At 73.3% G+C, this 16477-nt stretch carries 15 protein-coding genes and 1 pseudogene; 9 read left to right on the top strand and 7 right to left on the bottom strand.

Features of this window, described 5'->3' with window-relative positions; all coding sequences use genetic code 11:
* Positions 1-107 precede the first annotated feature (107 nt).
* On the bottom strand, positions 108-1610 hold the full coding sequence (locus DY218_RS16920) for an ABC transporter substrate-binding protein (RefSeq protein WP_128556885.1): 1503 nt from the start codon (positions 1608-1610) through the stop codon (positions 108-110).
* 121 nt (positions 1611-1731) lie between these two features.
* The gene (locus DY218_RS16915) at positions 1732-2301 is read right to left on the bottom strand and encodes a GNAT family N-acetyltransferase (protein ID WP_128556884.1); all 570 of its coding nucleotides are present in this window, start codon (positions 2299-2301) and stop codon (positions 1732-1734) included.
* Positions 2302-2472: 171 nt separating this feature from the next.
* Between DY218_RS16915 and DY218_RS16910 the strand changes: the two genes are divergently transcribed.
* Entirely contained in the window at positions 2473-2886 is a 414-nt protein-coding gene (locus DY218_RS16910) for a VOC family protein (protein ID WP_128556883.1), read from the top strand.
* A 32-nt stretch (positions 2887-2918) separates the two neighbouring features.
* On the opposite strand, the gene DY218_RS16905 is transcribed toward DY218_RS16910, so the two are convergent.
* Positions 2919-3830 (bottom strand): LysR family transcriptional regulator ArgP, encoded by a 912-nt coding sequence (locus DY218_RS16905; protein WP_128556882.1) that lies wholly within the window; start codon positions 3828-3830, stop codon positions 2919-2921.
* 167 nt (positions 3831-3997) lie between these two features.
* On the opposite strand from DY218_RS16905, the gene DY218_RS16900 reads away from it, so the two are divergent.
* The 4 genes from DY218_RS16900 (at position 3998) to DY218_RS16885 (ending at position 7560) form a co-directional block, all read left to right on the top strand.
* Complete coding sequence (locus DY218_RS16900; RefSeq protein ID WP_128556881.1) at positions 3998-4624, top strand: LysE/ArgO family amino acid transporter; 627 nt, start codon at positions 3998-4000, stop codon at positions 4622-4624.
* Positions 4625-4832: 208 nt separating this feature from the next.
* The gene (locus tag DY218_RS16895; RefSeq protein WP_128556880.1) at positions 4833-5420 is read left to right on the top strand and encodes a sigma-70 family RNA polymerase sigma factor; all 588 of its coding nucleotides are present in this window, start codon (positions 4833-4835) and stop codon (positions 5418-5420) included.
* Positions 5417-6160 (top strand): anti-sigma factor, encoded by a 744-nt coding sequence (locus DY218_RS16890; RefSeq protein ID WP_128556879.1) that lies wholly within the window; start codon positions 5417-5419, stop codon positions 6158-6160. Before DY218_RS16895 ends, DY218_RS16890 begins: the two co-directional genes overlap by 4 nt.
* Positions 6161-6177: 17 nt before the next feature.
* On the top strand, positions 6178-7560 hold the full coding sequence (locus tag DY218_RS16885) for a cryptochrome/photolyase family protein (RefSeq protein ID WP_128556878.1): 1383 nt from the start codon (positions 6178-6180) through the stop codon (positions 7558-7560).
* A gap of 37 nt (positions 7561-7597) precedes the next feature.
* On the opposite strand, the pseudogene DY218_RS16880 reads toward DY218_RS16885, so the two are convergent.
* Positions 7598-7798 (bottom strand): annotated as a pseudogene (locus tag DY218_RS16880) (DUF1295 domain-containing protein); the annotation flags it as partial.
* 64 nt (positions 7799-7862) lie between these two features.
* Between DY218_RS16880 and DY218_RS16875 the strand changes: the two are divergent.
* Both DY218_RS16875 and DY218_RS16870 read left to right on the top strand, forming a co-directional pair.
* Entirely contained in the window at positions 7863-9851 is a 1989-nt protein-coding gene (locus DY218_RS16875; RefSeq protein WP_128556877.1) for a molybdopterin-dependent oxidoreductase, read from the top strand.
* Positions 9852-9909: 58 nt separating this feature from the next.
* Positions 9910-10563 carry a fasciclin domain-containing protein gene (locus DY218_RS16870; protein WP_128556876.1) on the top strand — a complete coding sequence of 218 codons (654 nt, stop codon included), beginning with the start codon at positions 9910-9912 and terminating at the stop codon, positions 10561-10563.
* Positions 10564-10839: 276 nt separating this feature from the next.
* On the opposite strand, the gene DY218_RS16865 is transcribed toward DY218_RS16870, so the two are convergent.
* Positions 10840-12657 carry a serine/threonine-protein kinase gene (locus DY218_RS16865; RefSeq protein WP_267899377.1) on the bottom strand — a complete coding sequence of 606 codons (1818 nt, stop codon included), beginning with the start codon at positions 12655-12657 and terminating at the stop codon, positions 10840-10842.
* Between the two features lie 257 nt (positions 12658-12914).
* On the opposite strand from DY218_RS16865, the gene DY218_RS16860 reads away from it, so the two are divergent.
* Complete coding sequence (locus DY218_RS16860) at positions 12915-13511, top strand: SigE family RNA polymerase sigma factor (protein WP_128556887.1); 597 nt, start codon at positions 12915-12917, stop codon at positions 13509-13511.
* Positions 13508-15001 (top strand): outer membrane protein assembly factor BamB family protein, encoded by a 1494-nt coding sequence (locus tag DY218_RS16855; RefSeq protein ID WP_158574049.1) that lies wholly within the window; start codon positions 13508-13510, stop codon positions 14999-15001. Before DY218_RS16860 ends, DY218_RS16855 begins: the two co-directional genes overlap by 4 nt.
* Here DY218_RS16855 and DY218_RS16850 read toward each other — a convergent pair.
* The gene (locus DY218_RS16850) at positions 14979-15641 is read right to left on the bottom strand and encodes a TetR/AcrR family transcriptional regulator (RefSeq protein ID WP_158574047.1); all 663 of its coding nucleotides are present in this window, start codon (positions 15639-15641) and stop codon (positions 14979-14981) included. The two genes, DY218_RS16855 and DY218_RS16850, sit on opposite strands and share 23 nt — an antisense overlap.
* A 165-nt stretch (positions 15642-15806) precedes the next feature.
* Entirely contained in the window at positions 15807-16106 is a 300-nt protein-coding gene (locus DY218_RS16845) for a hypothetical protein (RefSeq protein ID WP_128556874.1), read from the bottom strand.
* Positions 16107-16477: the final 371 nt, after the last annotated feature.

Below are 16477 nucleotides of genomic sequence, written 5' to 3'. Positions count from 1 at the left end.
CGCCAGAGCGCCGCGGGCCAGGCGCCGCGCAGGAGCTTCGCGGGCGCGGGACGGCCCGCGGGGGCGCGGCGCCCGTCGGGCGCGGGTCCCGTCGTCATCGCCGTCGCTCAGCGCCGTGTGCCGGTGCCAACCAGGGCGCGCTCGTACGGGTCGAGGACGACGCCCTCGACGGAGGAGCCGACGCCGGTGACGATCCGCTGGTGGACGAGCGGGACCATCGCGTCGGTGCCGAGGATCGTGGCCTCGGCGGCCATCGTCGCGTCCTGCCGCTTGTCCGTGTCGGCGGTGTCCTCGGCCTTGCGGACGGCCGCGTCGACCTTCTTGTCGGAGAGCAGGGAGAGGTTGTAGCTGCCCTTGCTCGTGTAGTCGCTGGCGAGCACCGAGACCGGGTCGCCGGTGTCGAGCATGGTGTTCCGCGCCCCGAGGAACGCGTCGAACTTCCCGGCCAGTGCGTCGCCCTCGATCCGGGACGACTCGCGCACCACGATCTTCACTTCGAAGCCGGCCTTCTGCAGCTGCTGCTTGAGCACCTGGGCGGCCTCGGGGAGTTCGGGCCGGTTGTCGTAGGTGGCGAGGGTGATCGAGGTGCCCTTCGGGTCCTTCGCGGAGGCCCGTCCGGTGGGCTTGACGCGCTTGGACTCGGCCCAGGTCAGGGCCGGTCCGAAGATGCCGGCGCCCGCGTCGGCGTGGCCCTCGTACACCCCTTCGGCGAGCTGGGATCCGTCGACGGCCTCGCGGGCGGCGGCGCGCAGTCCGGCGTCCTCGAAGGCGCCGCTGCCGGTGTTGAGCTGCAGGCCGGTGGTGCGTGCCGTGGCCGTCTCGCGCCGCTGGTCCTTCTCCAGGGAGGCGGTCTGGGAGGCCGGGATCGCCTCGGCGATGTCCACGTCACCGGTGCGCAGTGCGTTCGTACGGGCGGTGCCGTCGGCGATGAACCGGGCGTCGATGCCGGCTGCCTGCGCCCGCCCGTCCCAGTAGCCGTCGAACCGCTCGAGCGTCGCCTTGGTCGCCCCGGCGGTGTCGGTGAGCTCGAACGGGCCGGTCGCCGTGCCCTTCGGATCCACCCGGTCCTTGCCGTACGCCTTGCCGGAGAGCACCGCGAGACCGGGGCTGGAAAGGCGCAGCGGAAGCGCCGGGTCCGGGTTCGCGGTGGTGATCCGTACCCGGGTGTCGCCGACGGGCTTCGCGGTGAGGGAGACGCCGGAGAGCGCGGCCGTCACGGGCTTCGCTTCGGCCGCGTGCTTCAGGGCCGTGGCCACGGCGGCCGGGGTGACGCGGCCGCCGTCCTGGAACTCGGCCTCGCGCAGGGTGAACAGCCAGCTGCTCTCGCTCTCCTTCTTCCAGGAGGCGGCGAGCGCGGGGGCCGCGGCGCCGTTGGCGTCCAGCTTGGTCAGACCCTCGGTCACGCCGAGCCTGCTCAGGAGGGTGGCGTCGGCGCCGTACGGGGAGAAGTTCTCGGCGGGCGGGAAGGCGAGCGCGACGCGGAGCCGGTCGCCGTCGGCGGAACCCTCGGGGCCCTCGGACGAGGAGTCGTCGTTGGCGGCGAAGCAGCCGGCGAGCAGGGGTGCGGCAAGCAGTGCGGCTGCGAGTCGGCGGCGGGGGACGGAGGGCATGGTCCTCGTTCTCAGGGGGTCTCGGGGGGCTCGGGGTTCTCGGAGGGCTCGGAGGGCTCGGGGTTCTCGCGGCGACGTGGTGCCGGGGCGGCGGCTCCACAGTACTCGGAAACCGTTTCCATTAAGAATCCGAGTGGCCGGGGCGGGGACCCGGGCCGTCGGCGCCCATGACCACCTCGAAGTGCACGACCCGGGAGCCGCCGGGCTCGTCCCGCTCGTCGAGTACCGCCTTGCCCATCGACCGCCAGAACCCTTCGGCGCCCGGCACCGCCGGGTCGGTGTGCAGATAGACGGACCGGTAGCCGCCGTCCGCGGCAGCGAAGTCGAGCAGCTCCGTCACCAGGCGGCGCGCGATCCCGTGCCGGCGCTGTGCGGCCCGTACATACACGCGCCGCAGCTGGGCGGTCTCGCCGGAGGGGAAGCGGTCGGCGATCCAGCGGGGGTTCGGCGGGTGTGCGGGCCCGCGCGAGTCCAGGGCGGCGGTGGCCACGACGGTGCCGTCCGCGTCGTCCACGGCCACCAGCAGGGTGTGCCGCTCGGGGCGCAGATACGCGCCCTCGAGGTCGACGATGTCCCCGTGCCACCGCGGCACATAGCCCGTGCCGAAGTCGTGGTAGACGGTGTCGAGCATGATGGCGCGGGCGGGGCCGAGGTCGTCGGCGGTGGCCGTCCTGATGCTGTAGGTACGCACTTGCACATTCTAGGCATTAAGCGTGCAGGTCGAACGGGCCGGTGGCGGCGGGAGCGGACGCGGACTCCGGATGCCGGCCCGGGGCCCCGGGTCTAACCTGCAGGCATCCGGTGCTGGGCCCCGGCCGCAGGCGCGGCCGCATCCGCCCGCACACCCCTTGCGGAGGTTCCCATGACCTCGATCCTCAACCCCTATCTGAGCTTCGACGGCGACGCCCGCGCGGCGATGGAGCGCTATCAGGAGGTCTTCGGCGGTGATCTGTCGCTCAACACCTACGGCGAAGCCGGCGGCATGAGCGGCCCGGACGCCGACAAAATCATGCACGCCATGCTGCAGACCCCGAACGGCTTCGTCCTGATGGGCGCCGACACCCCTCCCGGCATGACGTTCTCCCGCAGCACCAGCTTCGCGGTCTCGCTCAGCGGCGACGACGAGGCCGAACTGCGTGGCTACTGGGAGAAGTTGTCCGAGGGCGGCACGGTCTCCATGACGATGGAGAAGCAGATGTGGGGCGATGTCTTCGGCGCCTGCACCGACCGCTTCGGCGTCCCGTGGATGGTCGACATCACGGATCCCGGGGCCTGACCCGCACTCGCATGCGTCACCAGCCGCCTGCGTCACTCGAGCCCGTGCAGTGATTCCCCGGCGGCCTCGGCGACGGCCTCGGCGACAACCGCCAGGGCCGGCACATCCAGCTTCCACTGCTGCCAGTACAGCGGTACGTCCAGCCGGCGCTCCGGCGCGAGTCCGACGAGGGCGCCGGACCGGTAGAGGGGCAGCGCCTGCTGCTCCGGTACGAGCCCCCAGCCGAGCCCGGCGGCCACCGCGTCGCAGAAGCCCTCCGAGGTCGGGACGAAGTGCCGGACACCGCTCGCGCTCCGCGCCCCGCCGGTCAGTTCCCGTACGAAGCCGTCCTGCAGCTCGTCCCGGCGGTCGAAGACGATCACCGGGGCCTCGGGCAGGCACTCCTCGAGCGGTCCGGCGGAGAGCCGGCGGGCCACGAACTCCGGGTGGGCCGATGGCAGATACCTGGCCATGCCGAGCGGCCGCACCGTGCACCCGGCCACCGGCTCCACGGCGGAGGTCACCGCCGCCATCACCCGCCCCTCGCGCAGCAGGGTCGCGGTGTGCGCCTCGTCCTCGCGGTGCAGTTCGAAGCAGACGGCCACCTGCCGCGGCACCCGGGTCAGCGCGGGCAGGAACCAGGTGGCGAGCGAGTCCGCGTTCACCGCGATCGGCAGCCGGGCCGGCGATCCGTCGTCGGCCGTGCCGAGGTCGGCGCGCACCTCCCGTTCGAGGGCGGCCAGTTGACGCGCGAACCGTACGACCGCCTGCCCGGACTCGGTGGGCCGGGCCGGTTTCGTACGCATCAGGAGCACCCGGCCGGTGCGCTGCTCCAGCGCCTTGACGCGCTGGCTGACCGCCGAGGGCGTGACGTGCAGGGCCGCCGCCGCAGCGTCGAAGGTGCCCTCGTCCACGACGGCGAGCAGCGTGCGCACCTGCTCGAGCGGCAGGTCGGCCATGGCCATCCGCGTCCACCTCGTTCCGTACGGTCACCGGGCGCCACCCGACCCCGGAGCCGGATCTTCAGTTCAGCTAATTCAGCTCAGCTTCAGTTCAGCTAATTCAGTTCAGCTAATGCAACGTAAGAAACTTTAGCTCGACTAAGGCCGGGTCGGTCCCTAGCGTCGACGTCATGACCAGCAGCTTCGTCCCCGCGGCCGCCGCCGGATTCGGCACCGGCCTGTCCCTGATCGTCGCCATCGGTGCGCAGAACGCCTTCGTCCTGCGCCAGGGCATCCGACGCCAGGCGGTGCTCGCGGTGGTCGGCATCTGCGCCCTGTCCGACGCGGTCCTGATCGCCCTCGGGGTGGCCGGCCTGGGCGCCGTGGTCACCGCCTGGCCGGCCGCGCTCACCCTGGTCGGCCTGGCCGGCGGAGCCTTCCTGCTCTGCTACGGCACCCTGGCCGCCGTACGCGCGCTGCGCCCCGCCGACGGAGAGGGCATGTCCACCCGCGGCACCACCACCGGCTCGGTCCGGACGGCGGTGCTCACCTGCCTGGCCCTGACCTGGCTCAACCCGCACGTGTACCTGGACACCGTCCTGATGCTCGGCTCGATCTCGGCCGAACGCGGCTCGCTGCGCTGGGTGTTCGGGCTCGGCGCGGTCCTGGCCAGCCTGGTCTGGTTCGCCGGGCTCGGTTACGGCGCCCGACTGCTCAGCGGGGTCCTGGCCCGCCCCACCGCCTGGCGCGTGGTCGACTCCCTGGTCGCCGTCACGATGCTCGCGATGGGCGCGATGCTGCTGCTCCGCACGCTCTGATCCGGTCTCCGCCCGGCCCGCTCCGGCTCCCGGACGGGACCTGGGGGGCGCCTCCCGGATCCGGGCCAATCCGTGCGCCAAGCTGCTCCGAATCACTGGGTGAACCCGTCCGGGTGTCCGCACCGCGCATCGCGGAAACCCGCGTCACGGGAGCTCGGACCGACACCGGAAGCAGAGAGGCTGGACGCATGGTGGACGAGGGGCTCGGATGAGAGCGGCGGAGAGTTCCCCGGCCGGCGCTCCGTCGCCCGACGGCGACCTCGAGGCGCGCCTGACCGAGGTGGCCCGCGGCGACCAGGCCGCGTTCGCCGTCGTGTACGACGCGGTGAGCGGCCCGGTGTTCGGTCTCGTACGCAGTGTGCTGCGGGACCCGGCGCAGTCGGAGGAGGTCACCCAGGAGGTGCTGGTCGAGCTGTGGCGGACGGCCGCGCGCTTCCGCCCCGACCGCGGCAGCGTCATGACCTGGGTGCTGACCCTCGCCCACCGGCGGGCGGTGGACCGGGTGCGGTCCGCCGAGGCCAGTGCGGCGCGCGAGCACAAGGCGGCGCTCCTTGACCAGCTGCCCGCGTACGACGAGGTGACCGAGCAGGTCGAGACCCGGCTCGAGCAGCAGCGGGTGCGGCGCTGTCTGCGGACCCTCACCGGCCTGCAGCGCGAGGCGGTCGCCCTGGCCTACTACCGCGGCCTGACCTACCGCGAGGTCGCCCAGCTGCTCACCGTGCCGCTGGGCACCGTCAAGACCCGACTGCGCGACGGACTGATCCGGCTGCGTGACTGCCTGGGGGTGAGCGCATGAGCACCGCCGATCTGCACACGTGCACCGGCGCGTACGTCCTGCACGCACTGCCGGCCGCCGAACGGGACCGGTTCGAGGGCCACTTGGCGGACTGCGAGGCCTGCGCGCAGGAGGTCAAGGAGCTCGCCGCCACCGCACAGCGCCTCGGCCTCGCCGTCGCCGCGCCGCCGCCCGCCGAGCTGCGGGCCCGGGTGCTGCAGCAGATCACCACCGTGCGCCAGGAGCCGCCCCGGCTGCCCGCGCGCGCCCGGGTGCGGGCCTGGACCAGGTCGGCGCCCCGGCTCGCGCTCGCCGCGTGTCTCGCGGCGGCCGTCGCGCTCGGCGGTGTCGCCGTGTGGCAGCACCAGTCGGCCGAGGACGCCCGGGACCGGGCCCGCCGGGTGGAGCAGCAGGCCGCCGAACTGACCGCGGTGCTCGCGGCGCCCGATGCGAAGACCGTCACCGGTCCGGTGGGTGGCGACTCCACGGGCACGGTCGTGGTCTCCGAGGAACGCAACCGCGCGGCGTTCCTGGCGTCCTCGCTGCCGGACCTGCCGGCGGGCAAGACGTACCAGCTCTGGTTCGACGACAAGGGCACCATGCGTCCCGCGGGCCTGGTCGCCGGTGGCGGCAGGAACGAGGCCGTACTGATGGACGGACCCGTGGACGGGGCCTCCGGCATGGGCGTCACCGTCGAACCCGAGGGCGGCTCGCCCCGTCCCACCACCGAACCCATCGGCCAAATGGCCTTCCCGACATAGGACTTGGGCAGCGCACCGTGCAACAACCCGACATCTCCGTCTGTCTGTTCACCTCCGACCTCCGGCTGCACGACCAGCCGGTCCTGCGGGCCGCGCTGCGCGGCGGCCGCGCGGTGGTGCCGCTCTTCGTCCTCGACGACGCCGTACGGGCGGCGGGCTTCGCCGCGCCCAACCGGCTCGCCTTCCTCGCCGACTGCCTGGCCGATCTCGATGCGGGCCTCAGGCGACGCGGCGCCCGCCTCGTGCTGCGGTCCGGCCCGGTGGTCGACGAGGTGTGCGCCGTGGTGTCCCGTACGGGTGCCCGTGCGGTGCACATCGCCGCAGGCGTGGGCGCGTACGCCCGGCGCAGAGAGGAGCGGCTGCGGTCCGCGCTGGCCGCGCAGGGCTGCGAACTCACCGTGCACAGCGCGGTGATCACCGCGGCCGCGCCCGGTGAGCAGGTGCCGCAGGGCCGGGACCACTACGCGGTGTTCGGCCCGTACTTCCGGCGCCGGCAGGACACCGCGTTCCGGCGTCCGCTCGGCGTCCCGCGCTCGATTCCCGTACCCCGGGACATCGACGCCGTCGGCTCCCTCGAACTGCCCGAGCGCAAGGAGCCGGCCGGGGTGTCGCCCGGTCTGCCGGCCGGCGGCGAGCGGGCGGGCCGCCGCGCTCTCGCGTCCTGGCTGCGCGGACCGGTCTTTGAATACGCCGCACAGGGCGCCGAGCTGGCGGCCGACGCGACCTCGCGTCTCTCGCCGCACCTGCACTTCGGCACCCTGTCCGCCACCGAACTGGCCCATCGGACAGGCGAGTTGACGGGTGAGGGCCCCGAGGCGTTCGGGCGGCAGCTGGCCTGGCGGGACTTCCACCACCAGGTGCTCGCCGCCCGCCCGCACGCCTCGTGGACCGACTACCGCACCCGGAACGACCGTTGGCGGCACGACGAGGAGGAGGCGCAGGCCTGGCGGGACGGCCGCACCGGCTTCCCGGTGATCGATGCCGCGATGCGCCAGCTGCGGTACGAGGGCTGGATGCCGGGCCGCGCCCGGATGCTGGTGGCGAGCTTCCTCACCAAGACGCTCTATCTGGACTGGCGGACCGGGGCGCGGCACTTCCTCGACCTGCTGGTCGACGGGGACATCGCGAACAACCAGCTCAACTGGCAGTGGATGGCGGGCACCGGCACGGACACCCGCCCCAACCGGGTGCTCAACCCCGTCCTCCAGGCCCGCCGCCACGACCCGCACGGCGTCTACGTACGCCACTGGCTCCCGGAACTCGCGGACCTCGACGACCGCGCCGTCCACGAGCCCTGGAAACTCCCCGCGCGCGAGCGGTCCCGCCTGGACTACCCGGCCCCGATCGTCGAACTCCCGGACGCCCTGGCCCGGTTCAGACGGGCCCGCGATCTGGACTGAGCCTCCACGCCGGCCCCGGGACAGCAGCCCCGGGACCTCAGTGGCGCGGCGCCGGCGGCCACGGGAAGAAGCCGCTGGTGCGGCGCCGGTACTCGGCGTATCCGGGCCGTTCCGCCAGATGCCGTTCGAGGAGCGCCTTCCCGCTTCCGCGGGTCAGCAGCAGGCTCATCACCAGCGGTCCGACGACCGTCGCGGCCGCGGCCGCGGGCGCCGCGCAGACCAGCAGGAATAGACCCCACCTTCACGCATCAGGGTGACGGACGGGCGACGGACCAAACCGCGGAGCGCGCCCGGTCCGAATCATGAGTGTGAGCACCCGAGGAGAGACCGCGGTACGAATCGGGCTCGGCGCCGTCGCCGGCCTGGTGAGCGGCTGTGCGGCCCTGGCGGTCGCGGAGCTGGCCGCGGTCGCGGTACGTCCCGAGGCGAGTCCGCTCACCGCGGTCGGCGGAGCGGTCGTCGATCGTACGCCGACGCCGGTCAAGGACTGGGCGATCCGCGAGTTCGGCACCGACGACAAGCTGGTGCTCCGGCTCGGGCTGCTCGCGGCGCTCGGCCTGTTCGCCGCGGTCCTCGGGGCGCTCGCGGTACGCCGTCGCGGGGACGCCTCGCTGGGCGTACTGGCATTCGGCCTGCTCGGCGCGGTGGCCGCGACCGGCCGCCCCGATTCGACGTCGCCGCTCGACGCGGTCCCGTCCCTGGCGGGCGCGGCCGCAGGGTCGGTCGTCCTGTATGTCCTCACCGGACGCCTGACCGCGGCACCCGCGTTCCCGGTCCCGCACGGCCATGTCCTGTCCCGCGGGCCCCTCTCGTCGCCGACCCCCTCGTCGGCCGCGGCGAGCCCCACCGCGCCCGACGAGGGCCACGCACCCGCCGCACCCGCCGTGTCGGCGGGCGGTACGGGCCCCTCCGCTTCGGACGAGCAGTCCGGCCGCGGCCGCGACGGAGAGCCGTCGGGAGGCGGGGAGCCGCAGGCAGGAGGGGAGCCGGGCGGCGCTGCCGGGCCGCTGCCGGATGTCGTACCGCCCGCGGGCGGCCGCGGCGGCGTCGGGGAGCAGGACACGGGGCTTGCTCCGGACGCCCCGCGGGCCGAAGGCGAGGACCGGCCCGCCGATGGTCAGGCGCCGGGCGAACCGCCCGGCGACCCCGCCCCCGGCACGCGGGCCGCAGGCTCCGGGCCCAGGTCCCGCGCCACGACCGCCCCGAGCCGCAGGCTCTTCGTCCTCGCCACCGCCGGCACCGCCATCGCCGCCACCGGCATCGGTGCCCTGGGCCGCCGCCTGAACGCCTCGACCGCCGCCGAGGCCGAGGCCTCACGGGCAGCGATCCGACTGCCCGCACCCACCTCGCCCGCCCCAGCACTCCCCCGCCGCGTGGACCTGAAGCTCCCCGGCCTCACCCCGTACACGACGCCGAACAAGCGCTTCTACCGCGTCGACACCGCACTGACCGTCCCCCGGCTCGACGCCGGCAGCTGGCGTCTGCGCCTGCACGGCAAGGGCGTGACCGCACCCCTGACCCTCGACTTCCAGGACCTCCTGGCCCGCGGCCCGATCGAGCGCGACATCACCCTGACCTGCGTCTCGAACGAGGTCGGCGGCCCGTACGTCAGCTCCGCCCGCTGGCTCGGCGTACCCCTGAAGGACCTCCTCGCAGAGGCCGGTGTGCAGCCGCCCTCACGCGGCGGGCCCGCGGACCAGCTGGTGGCCCGCTCGGTCGACGGCATGACCCTCGGCAGCCCCGTCGAGACGGTCATGGACGGCCGGGACGCGATGCTCGCCGTCGGCATGAACGGCGAGCCCCTGCCGTTCGACCACGGCTTCCCCGTACGCATGCTCGTGCCCGGCCTCTACGGCTATGTGTCCGCCTGCAAGTGGATCCAGGAGCTCGAGCTGACCACCTTCGACGCCTACGACGTCTACTGGGTGAAGCGCGACTGGGCCCGCGAGGCGCCGATCAAGACCCAGTCCCGTATCGACACCCCGAGGCCCTTCGCCCGGCCGAAGGCGGGCCGGGTCACCGTCGCCGGCGTGGCCTGGGCGCAGCACAAGGGCATCGCCCGCGTCGAGGTGCGCGTCGACGAAGGCCCTTGGCAGCGCGCCGAGTTGGCCGCCGAGGGCCCCCGCGACACCTGGCGCCAGTGGAGCTGGCAGTGGCCCGCCACCGCCGGCAGCCACACCCTCCAGGTCCGCGCCACCGACCGTACCGGCCACACCCAGACCGCCGAGCGCACCGGGACCGTCCCCGACGGCGCCGCCGGCCGCCATTCGGTGGTGGTCGACGTGACGTAGGCCGCCCCGCACCTCCACCGAGACCACGCAATCCGACCCACTCATCGAGGAGTACGTCATGAACGCCACCACCCCGCACCTCCGCCGCATCGCCGTCGCGGCCACCGCCGCGCTCGTCCTGCCGCTGTCCCTTGCGGCCTGCTCGGACAGCGACGACGGCGGCAGCTCGAGTCGCGAGGACCGCGCCGCGGGCAGCACGCCGCCGAAGGACGAGGCGTCCGAGCCCGCGTCGATGGACGAGCCGTTCGGCCCGGCCTGTTCCTCCGTCCCCGAGGACGGCGCCGGCAGCTTCGACGGCATGGCCGAGGACCCCGTCGCGACCGCCGCGTCCAACAACCCGGAGCTCTCCACCCTGGTCACCGCGGTGAAGAAGGCGGGCCTCGTGGACACCCTCAACAACGCGGAGAACATCACGGTCTTCGCCCCCACCAACGACGCCTTCGCCAAGATCCCGAAGGCCGACCTCGACAAGGTCCTGAACGACAAGGAGATGCTCACCAAGGTCCTGACGTACCACGTCGTGGGCAAGAAGCTCACGCCGAAGGAGCTCGAGAAGGGCACCTACGAAACCCTGGAGAAGAGCACCCTGACGACCTCCGGCTCGGGTGAGTCGTACGAGGTCAACGACTCCGCCAAGGTCGTCTGCGGCAATGTGCGGACCGCCAACGCCACGGTCCACATCGTCGACACGGTCCTGATGCCGAAGATGTGACCGCCAGGGCCGTCGATGCCCGGCACGGGTCCGTCGACGACCGGCACGGGCTCGCCGATGCCCGGCACGGATCCGTCGACGACCGGCACGGATCTGCCGATGTCCGGCACGGGTCGGCGCCCGACCCTCTGATCTCCCTCAAGTCCCTGTCACAGAGGGGCAGTCGCGTGGTCGGATACGGGGTCATGCGTCACCCGTGACCACCCCCCACCCGGCCGGGGCGGCCTTCCTCCCTCATGCCGCCCCGGCCGGTCCTCCGGTCGGTCGCGGGCGCGCTCAGCCGCCGCTCGCAGGGCGGCCCGCGCCCCGCCACACCGTCATGTCCCCGGTGACGAAGCTGCTCCCGTTCTTCGGCAGCGCGGTCGACTTCACCTGGATCACGAACAGCGCGATGTCCCCGGAGGGGTGCCCGATGCAGATCTCGCTGCCCGCGGCCGCCGCGGCCAGCGGGAGCCGGTGTCCCTCGGGGTCCTCGAGCGCGGTCCGGCAGGTGTCGAGGGTCGCCCCCGGCTTGCCGTACAGGATGGCCAGTTCGCTGGTGTCGCTGTGCAGCGAGCAGGTCACGTCGCCGCAGACGAGACGCACGTCCCCCTTGCGGTTCTTGCGCTCGACCGGCTCCTTGACGCTCAGCGAGTTCTTCTCGTCCAGCCACTGCATGGCGTACGGGACGGGCCGCGGCGATGCGGGGGTGTCCGATGCGGTGTCCGACGCCCGGCCACCGCCGCCCGCCTTCCGCCCGCTGCCTGCCGTGCCGTCGTCGTCCCCGCGCTCGCCCCCGCCCCCGTCCCCGTCGTCGGCCGCCGCCGCACCGGAGGCAGGCGCCGAGGGCGACACGGACGCCGATACGGACGGGGACGCCCCGCCGCCCCGACTTCCGGCCGCCGCCCGCCCCTTCGTGTCAAGGAAGCTCCACACCAGCGCCCCGAACAGGGCCACCGCGGCCGTCACCCCCGCCACCGTGACCAGCGCATTACGGCGGCGGCGCGCGGCCGCGTCGGGGTGCGCGTGCGGGTACGGAGGTGAGTAGGGATACAGGTACGACCCCGGTCCGTACGGCGGGCGGCCCCCCGCCGGCATCGTCCGCCCGGCCCCGTGCACGACCGTCGGCCCGGGGCCCGGCACCGCGGCCGTCACCTGGCCCGCAGCCGTCGAGGCGTCCGCAGCCGACGCCTCGCCCGGGACCACATCCCGCGGAACCGCCACGTCCGGCCCCCGCACCTCCCGCCACACATCGGTCCCACCGACGGCTTCCCCGCCCGCCGCCTCCTCGGCGAGCAGCCGCCCGCACCACTCCACGATCTCCGCAAGCCCGGCCCGCTCCGCCGGGTCCGCGGCCAGGCAGCGGGCCAGCAACGGCCGCAGCGGTGCGGGCAACCGCTCCAGATCCGGTGCGTCGTGCACGATCCGGTACAGCACGCTCACCGCGGGCCCGTCCCCGTACAGCGGCCTGCCGAGCGCCGCGAACGCCGCCGTCTGCCCGAGCGCGAAGACATCGGTCGCCGCGGTGACCCCTTCCCCGGACGCCTGCTCCGGCGCCATGAACGAGGGCGTACCGACCATGCTCCCCGCCACCGTGTGCGAAGTGACGTCCGAGGCGACGGCGATGCCGAAGTCGATGACGCGCGGGCCGTCGGCGGCGAGCAGCACATTCGACGGCTTCAGGTCCCGGTGCACGATCCCCGCACCGTGAATGGCCGCCAGCGCCTCCGCCACCCCGGCCACCAGCCGCAGCACCACGGACACCGGCAACGGCCCGCGCCGCGCGACCGCTTCGGCGAGCGAGGGCCCGGGCACGTACAGCGTGGCCAGCCAGGGCGGCACCCCGTCGGCATCGGCATCGATCAACTCGGCGGTGTACGCACCCCGCACCCGCCGGGCCGCCTCCACCTCCCGCCGGAACCGCCGCCGGAAGTCGGGCGCATCGGCCAGCTCGGGCCGCACCACCTTGATCGCCACCGGCCGCCCGCCGCGGGTGTACGACAGATACACCCGCCCCATGCCGCCGGCCCCGAGCCGCGCGACGAGCCGATACCCGGCCACCACCTCCGGATCGTCCCCCGCCAACGCCTCGAACCCGCCACCCGCGTTCCCCACGCCCGCTCCCCACCCCACCCGGACACCATCGCCCGAAGCGGCCCCGATTCGCCCTTGTCCCACCCGGGGCCAGTATGTCGTCCCCGTCGCCGACGCGGCGGCCCGGGGCGCAGCTCGGCCCTCGTGACCTCGGCGTGCCTCCCGCCGTATTCGTGCGGACAATTGCGGCCGGTGAGTGATAGCCGCGGGCCGGCCGGCGCGTCATACGGGGTGTCGACGGAAGGGAAGGGCCGATGGGGGAGCGGACGGAGCAGCCGATGGAGGCCTCGGGGGACGACGGGTTCCGGGAGTTCGTGGCGATGCGCTCGTCCGCGCTGCTGCAGCTCGCGGTGCTGCTCACGGGCGGGGACCGGCACGCGGCGGAGGACCTGCTGCAGATCGCGCTGATGAAGAGCTACGGCCGCTGGTCGCGGATCGAGCAGCCGGAGGCGTACATCCGAAAGGTCATGTACCGCCAGCAGGTGAGCCGTTGGCGGCTGCGCAGACACCGCGCCGAGACGACCGTGCCCGTACTGCCGGACATCGCCGGCGCCACGCACGGCCCGGACGCCGAGCTGCGGGTCGCGCTGTGGGGAGCGCTCGGGCGGCTGACGAAGCGGCAGCGGACCGTGGTCGTACTGCGCTACTTCGAGGATCTGCCGGAGGGCGAGGTGGCGGCGCAGCTCGGGATCGCGGTCGGCACGGTGCGCAGTACGACGTACCGGTCGCTGGCCAGGCTCCGGGAGTTCGTGCCGGAGCTCGGTCCGGAATCCGGTCCCGCGGACGACGCAGCGGACGGCTCCGCGGACGACGCAGCGGACGACTCCGGGCAGATGCAGTCGCTCACCTACACGCCGAAGGGGGTCCAGGGATGACCAGGAAGCGGACGCAGCGCACGGGGCAGACGGAGCGCACGGAGCAGACCGAGCGCACGGGGCAGACCGAGCGGACGCAGCGCACGGAGCAGACGGAACCGTCGGAGCAGACCGCGGACCGGATCAGGCAGACGCTGCGCTCGGTCGCCCTCGACCAGGTGCGGGCACCCGCCGACCTGGCCGACCAGGTGGTGCGCCGGCGCGACCGGCGGCGCTTCGCGCAGGTGGCGGGGGCGGCGGCGGCCGTCACCGCGGTGACGGTGGGTGCGGTGTTCGGCCTCGGGGGAGTGCCCGCCCCGGCCACCGACCGCTCCGAGCGGCCCGCGGCCACGCCGGGTGAGTGGCACCCGTGGCAGAACGACATCCGCGGGGTCAGCGAGCACGGCTGCCGGCCGGCCGGCACGGACCTGTACTGCAGCGGCCCGAAGTACGACCTCGCCAAGTTCGACGCGAACACGGGCGACGAGCTGTGGAAGGTCCCGGTCAACCGCGAGGGCGACGGCCCCAACCGCTCGCTCGGCCCCCGCGACGGCACGGTCGTCGGCTTCCGCAACCACACCGCCAAGAAGCAGCCGAACGGCGACTACATGGGCGGGACCGACCTGATGGGCGTGGACGCGGACAGCGGAAAGGTGCGCTGGAAGGTCGAGATGCCGCACGACGACCGCACCGAACAGGCCGCCCTGCTCATCGACGGCGCGGTCCTCGCCACCACACCCACCACCCACAGCGTGTCCGCCCTCGACCTCCGTACCGGCGCGACCCGATGGACCCACAGCTGGCCCAAGGGCACCGACTGCGACCGGGTGTCCGCCGACGGCGTTCCGTACCTCGCCTGCCGCAAGACCGGTACGCCTGCCGCATCGACCGGTGGCGTCCGCACCGAGGTGATCCGCCTCGACCCGGCCACGGGCAAGGCGCGTACGGTCGAGCGCCTGCCGGGCGAGCACCACGCCACCGGCACATCGGCGGGCCGCGTGGTCCTGCAGGGCATGCAGGACGCGAACGGTACGGACGCCGGCAAGGGCGGCGACGGCGACACCTGGCTCACCCTGGTCTCCGAGTCCGGCGAGGTGATCTCGAACCGCCTCGGCACCCGGGGCCGGTACGCCACCTCGCAGATCGTCGGCGACCGGCTGTACAGGATCTCCTGGAAGGGCAGGGCCGAGGCGTACGAACTCGAGACGGCGAAGCTCCTCTGGGACCGCCCGACCGGCGTCCGCACACCCCCCGAGGACAGCATGCTGACCGTCGCACCGCCGGTGGAGTCCGCCGCCCGGGGACACGTCTACTTCTTCGGCCCGTACGGCCACATCTCCGCACTGGACCTGAGGACGGGCAAACGGGTCTGGTCCGGCCGCACCGACACGGTCGAGCCGGGCTTCGGCCCGGGCCAGGGCACGAAACCCCAACTCTTCCTCCACGACGATGCCTTCATCGCCGCCTTCGGCCCACGCATCACCTCGTTCAGGCCGGATCTGCCGGACTGAGGAGGGCCCGACCTGCCGGGACGAGAACCGGCGGGGTCATCCGGCGGCCCCGCCCCCGGTCAGCGCGAGCGCGGCGTCGACCAGCGCGGAGGTCAACTGGTCGAGCCGCTCGGGGGGATTCGGACAGCAGGAACAGCCAGGCGAACACGGGGCCGACCAGCAGTGCGTTCAGTGCGGCCGTATCGGGGCGGGTGCCGAGTTCGCCGCGTACGGCCGCGCGGGCCAGGATCTCGGTGAGAGTCCTGCGCTGGGCGCCGAGGTACTTGTCGTCGAAGCGTTCGTGCAGCACGGGGTCGGCATGGATGCCGGCCAGCAGACCGGGGACCGTCCCCGGCGGCGCGACGGTCATGCCGTCCGCGACCTCGGCGAGCACCGCGGCCAGATCGGCGCGCAGCGACCCGTGGTCGGGGGCCACGGCCAGAAACCGGTCCGGCAGCAGCACATCGAAGATCATCTCCTGCTTGCTGCCGTGCCGCCGGTAGATCGCCGCCTTGCCCACGCCGGCGCGCGCGGCCACCTCGGCCGTCGTGACCTTCGCATATCCCACCTCGGCGAGCAGCTCCCGGGTGGCGGACGCGATGGCGTCGTCGACCCGGCTCTCCCGCGGGCGCCCTCCCGGACGGCGATCCGGACGGCGCACTTCATCATCTACCCGACCCTGACCCGCACTTGGGAACAGGCCTGGCTCGACCACGGCCTCCCGAAACACCGCACGGGCCCCGGACCACAGCGACCGTACGACGACGAGAGCGGCGGCCGCTCCTGAGAGCCGCCGCCGCATCTGTCGCTCACCCTCGGTGCCGGCCTACGGGTAGTACAGCTCGACCCAGTTGTCCGACACCCAGCCGCACCAGTCGTTCTGGATGTTGGAGTACTGCACCTTGTGCCAGACGTTGCCGTGGCTGTTCGTGTCCTTGTCGTAGTAGCCCATGGTCGTTCCGTAGCTCACGGAGATGACGGTGGGCGAGGCGTTGTAGTAGTCCTTCTTGAGCTTCACGGTCTTCTTGATCGCCTTGGCCCGCTTGTTGTACGGACTACCCGAGCACATCCCGGCCTTCACCCCGACGACCCCTTCGCCACCGGCGACCTCCGGCGGCGCACCCATGTCCGCGACCGCAGCCCCGGCCGACTCCGACGCTCCACCCCCATCGGCCGCAGACGCACTCACACCACAGGTCACCAACAGAGCCGCGGCCCCCACACCCACGACGACCTTCCGAGCCATACGCATACGAATTCCCCCGTTCCACAACGCAGTTGAGGAGGGCGCGATGCCCTTCCCTCATGACCGCGCCCACTCTGCTCGAGCCCGAGCACCGGGAGAACCGCTTTCGGACACGCCCGAAAGACCCTTTCGGGACCTGACGCGAAGCCCAACACAACCCGCGCAACAAAAAAGCCCCCGGCCATCGGCCTGGGGCTCTTGCTATGGAGCGGGTGACGGGAATCGAACCCGCGCTCTGAGCTTGGGAATCA

The organism is Streptomyces triticagri, assembly GCF_003429565.1.
GTDB classification, from domain to species: Bacteria; Actinomycetota; Actinomycetes; order Streptomycetales; family Streptomycetaceae; genus Streptomyces; species Streptomyces triticagri.
This window is presented reverse-complemented; position numbering and strand designations above follow the sequence as displayed.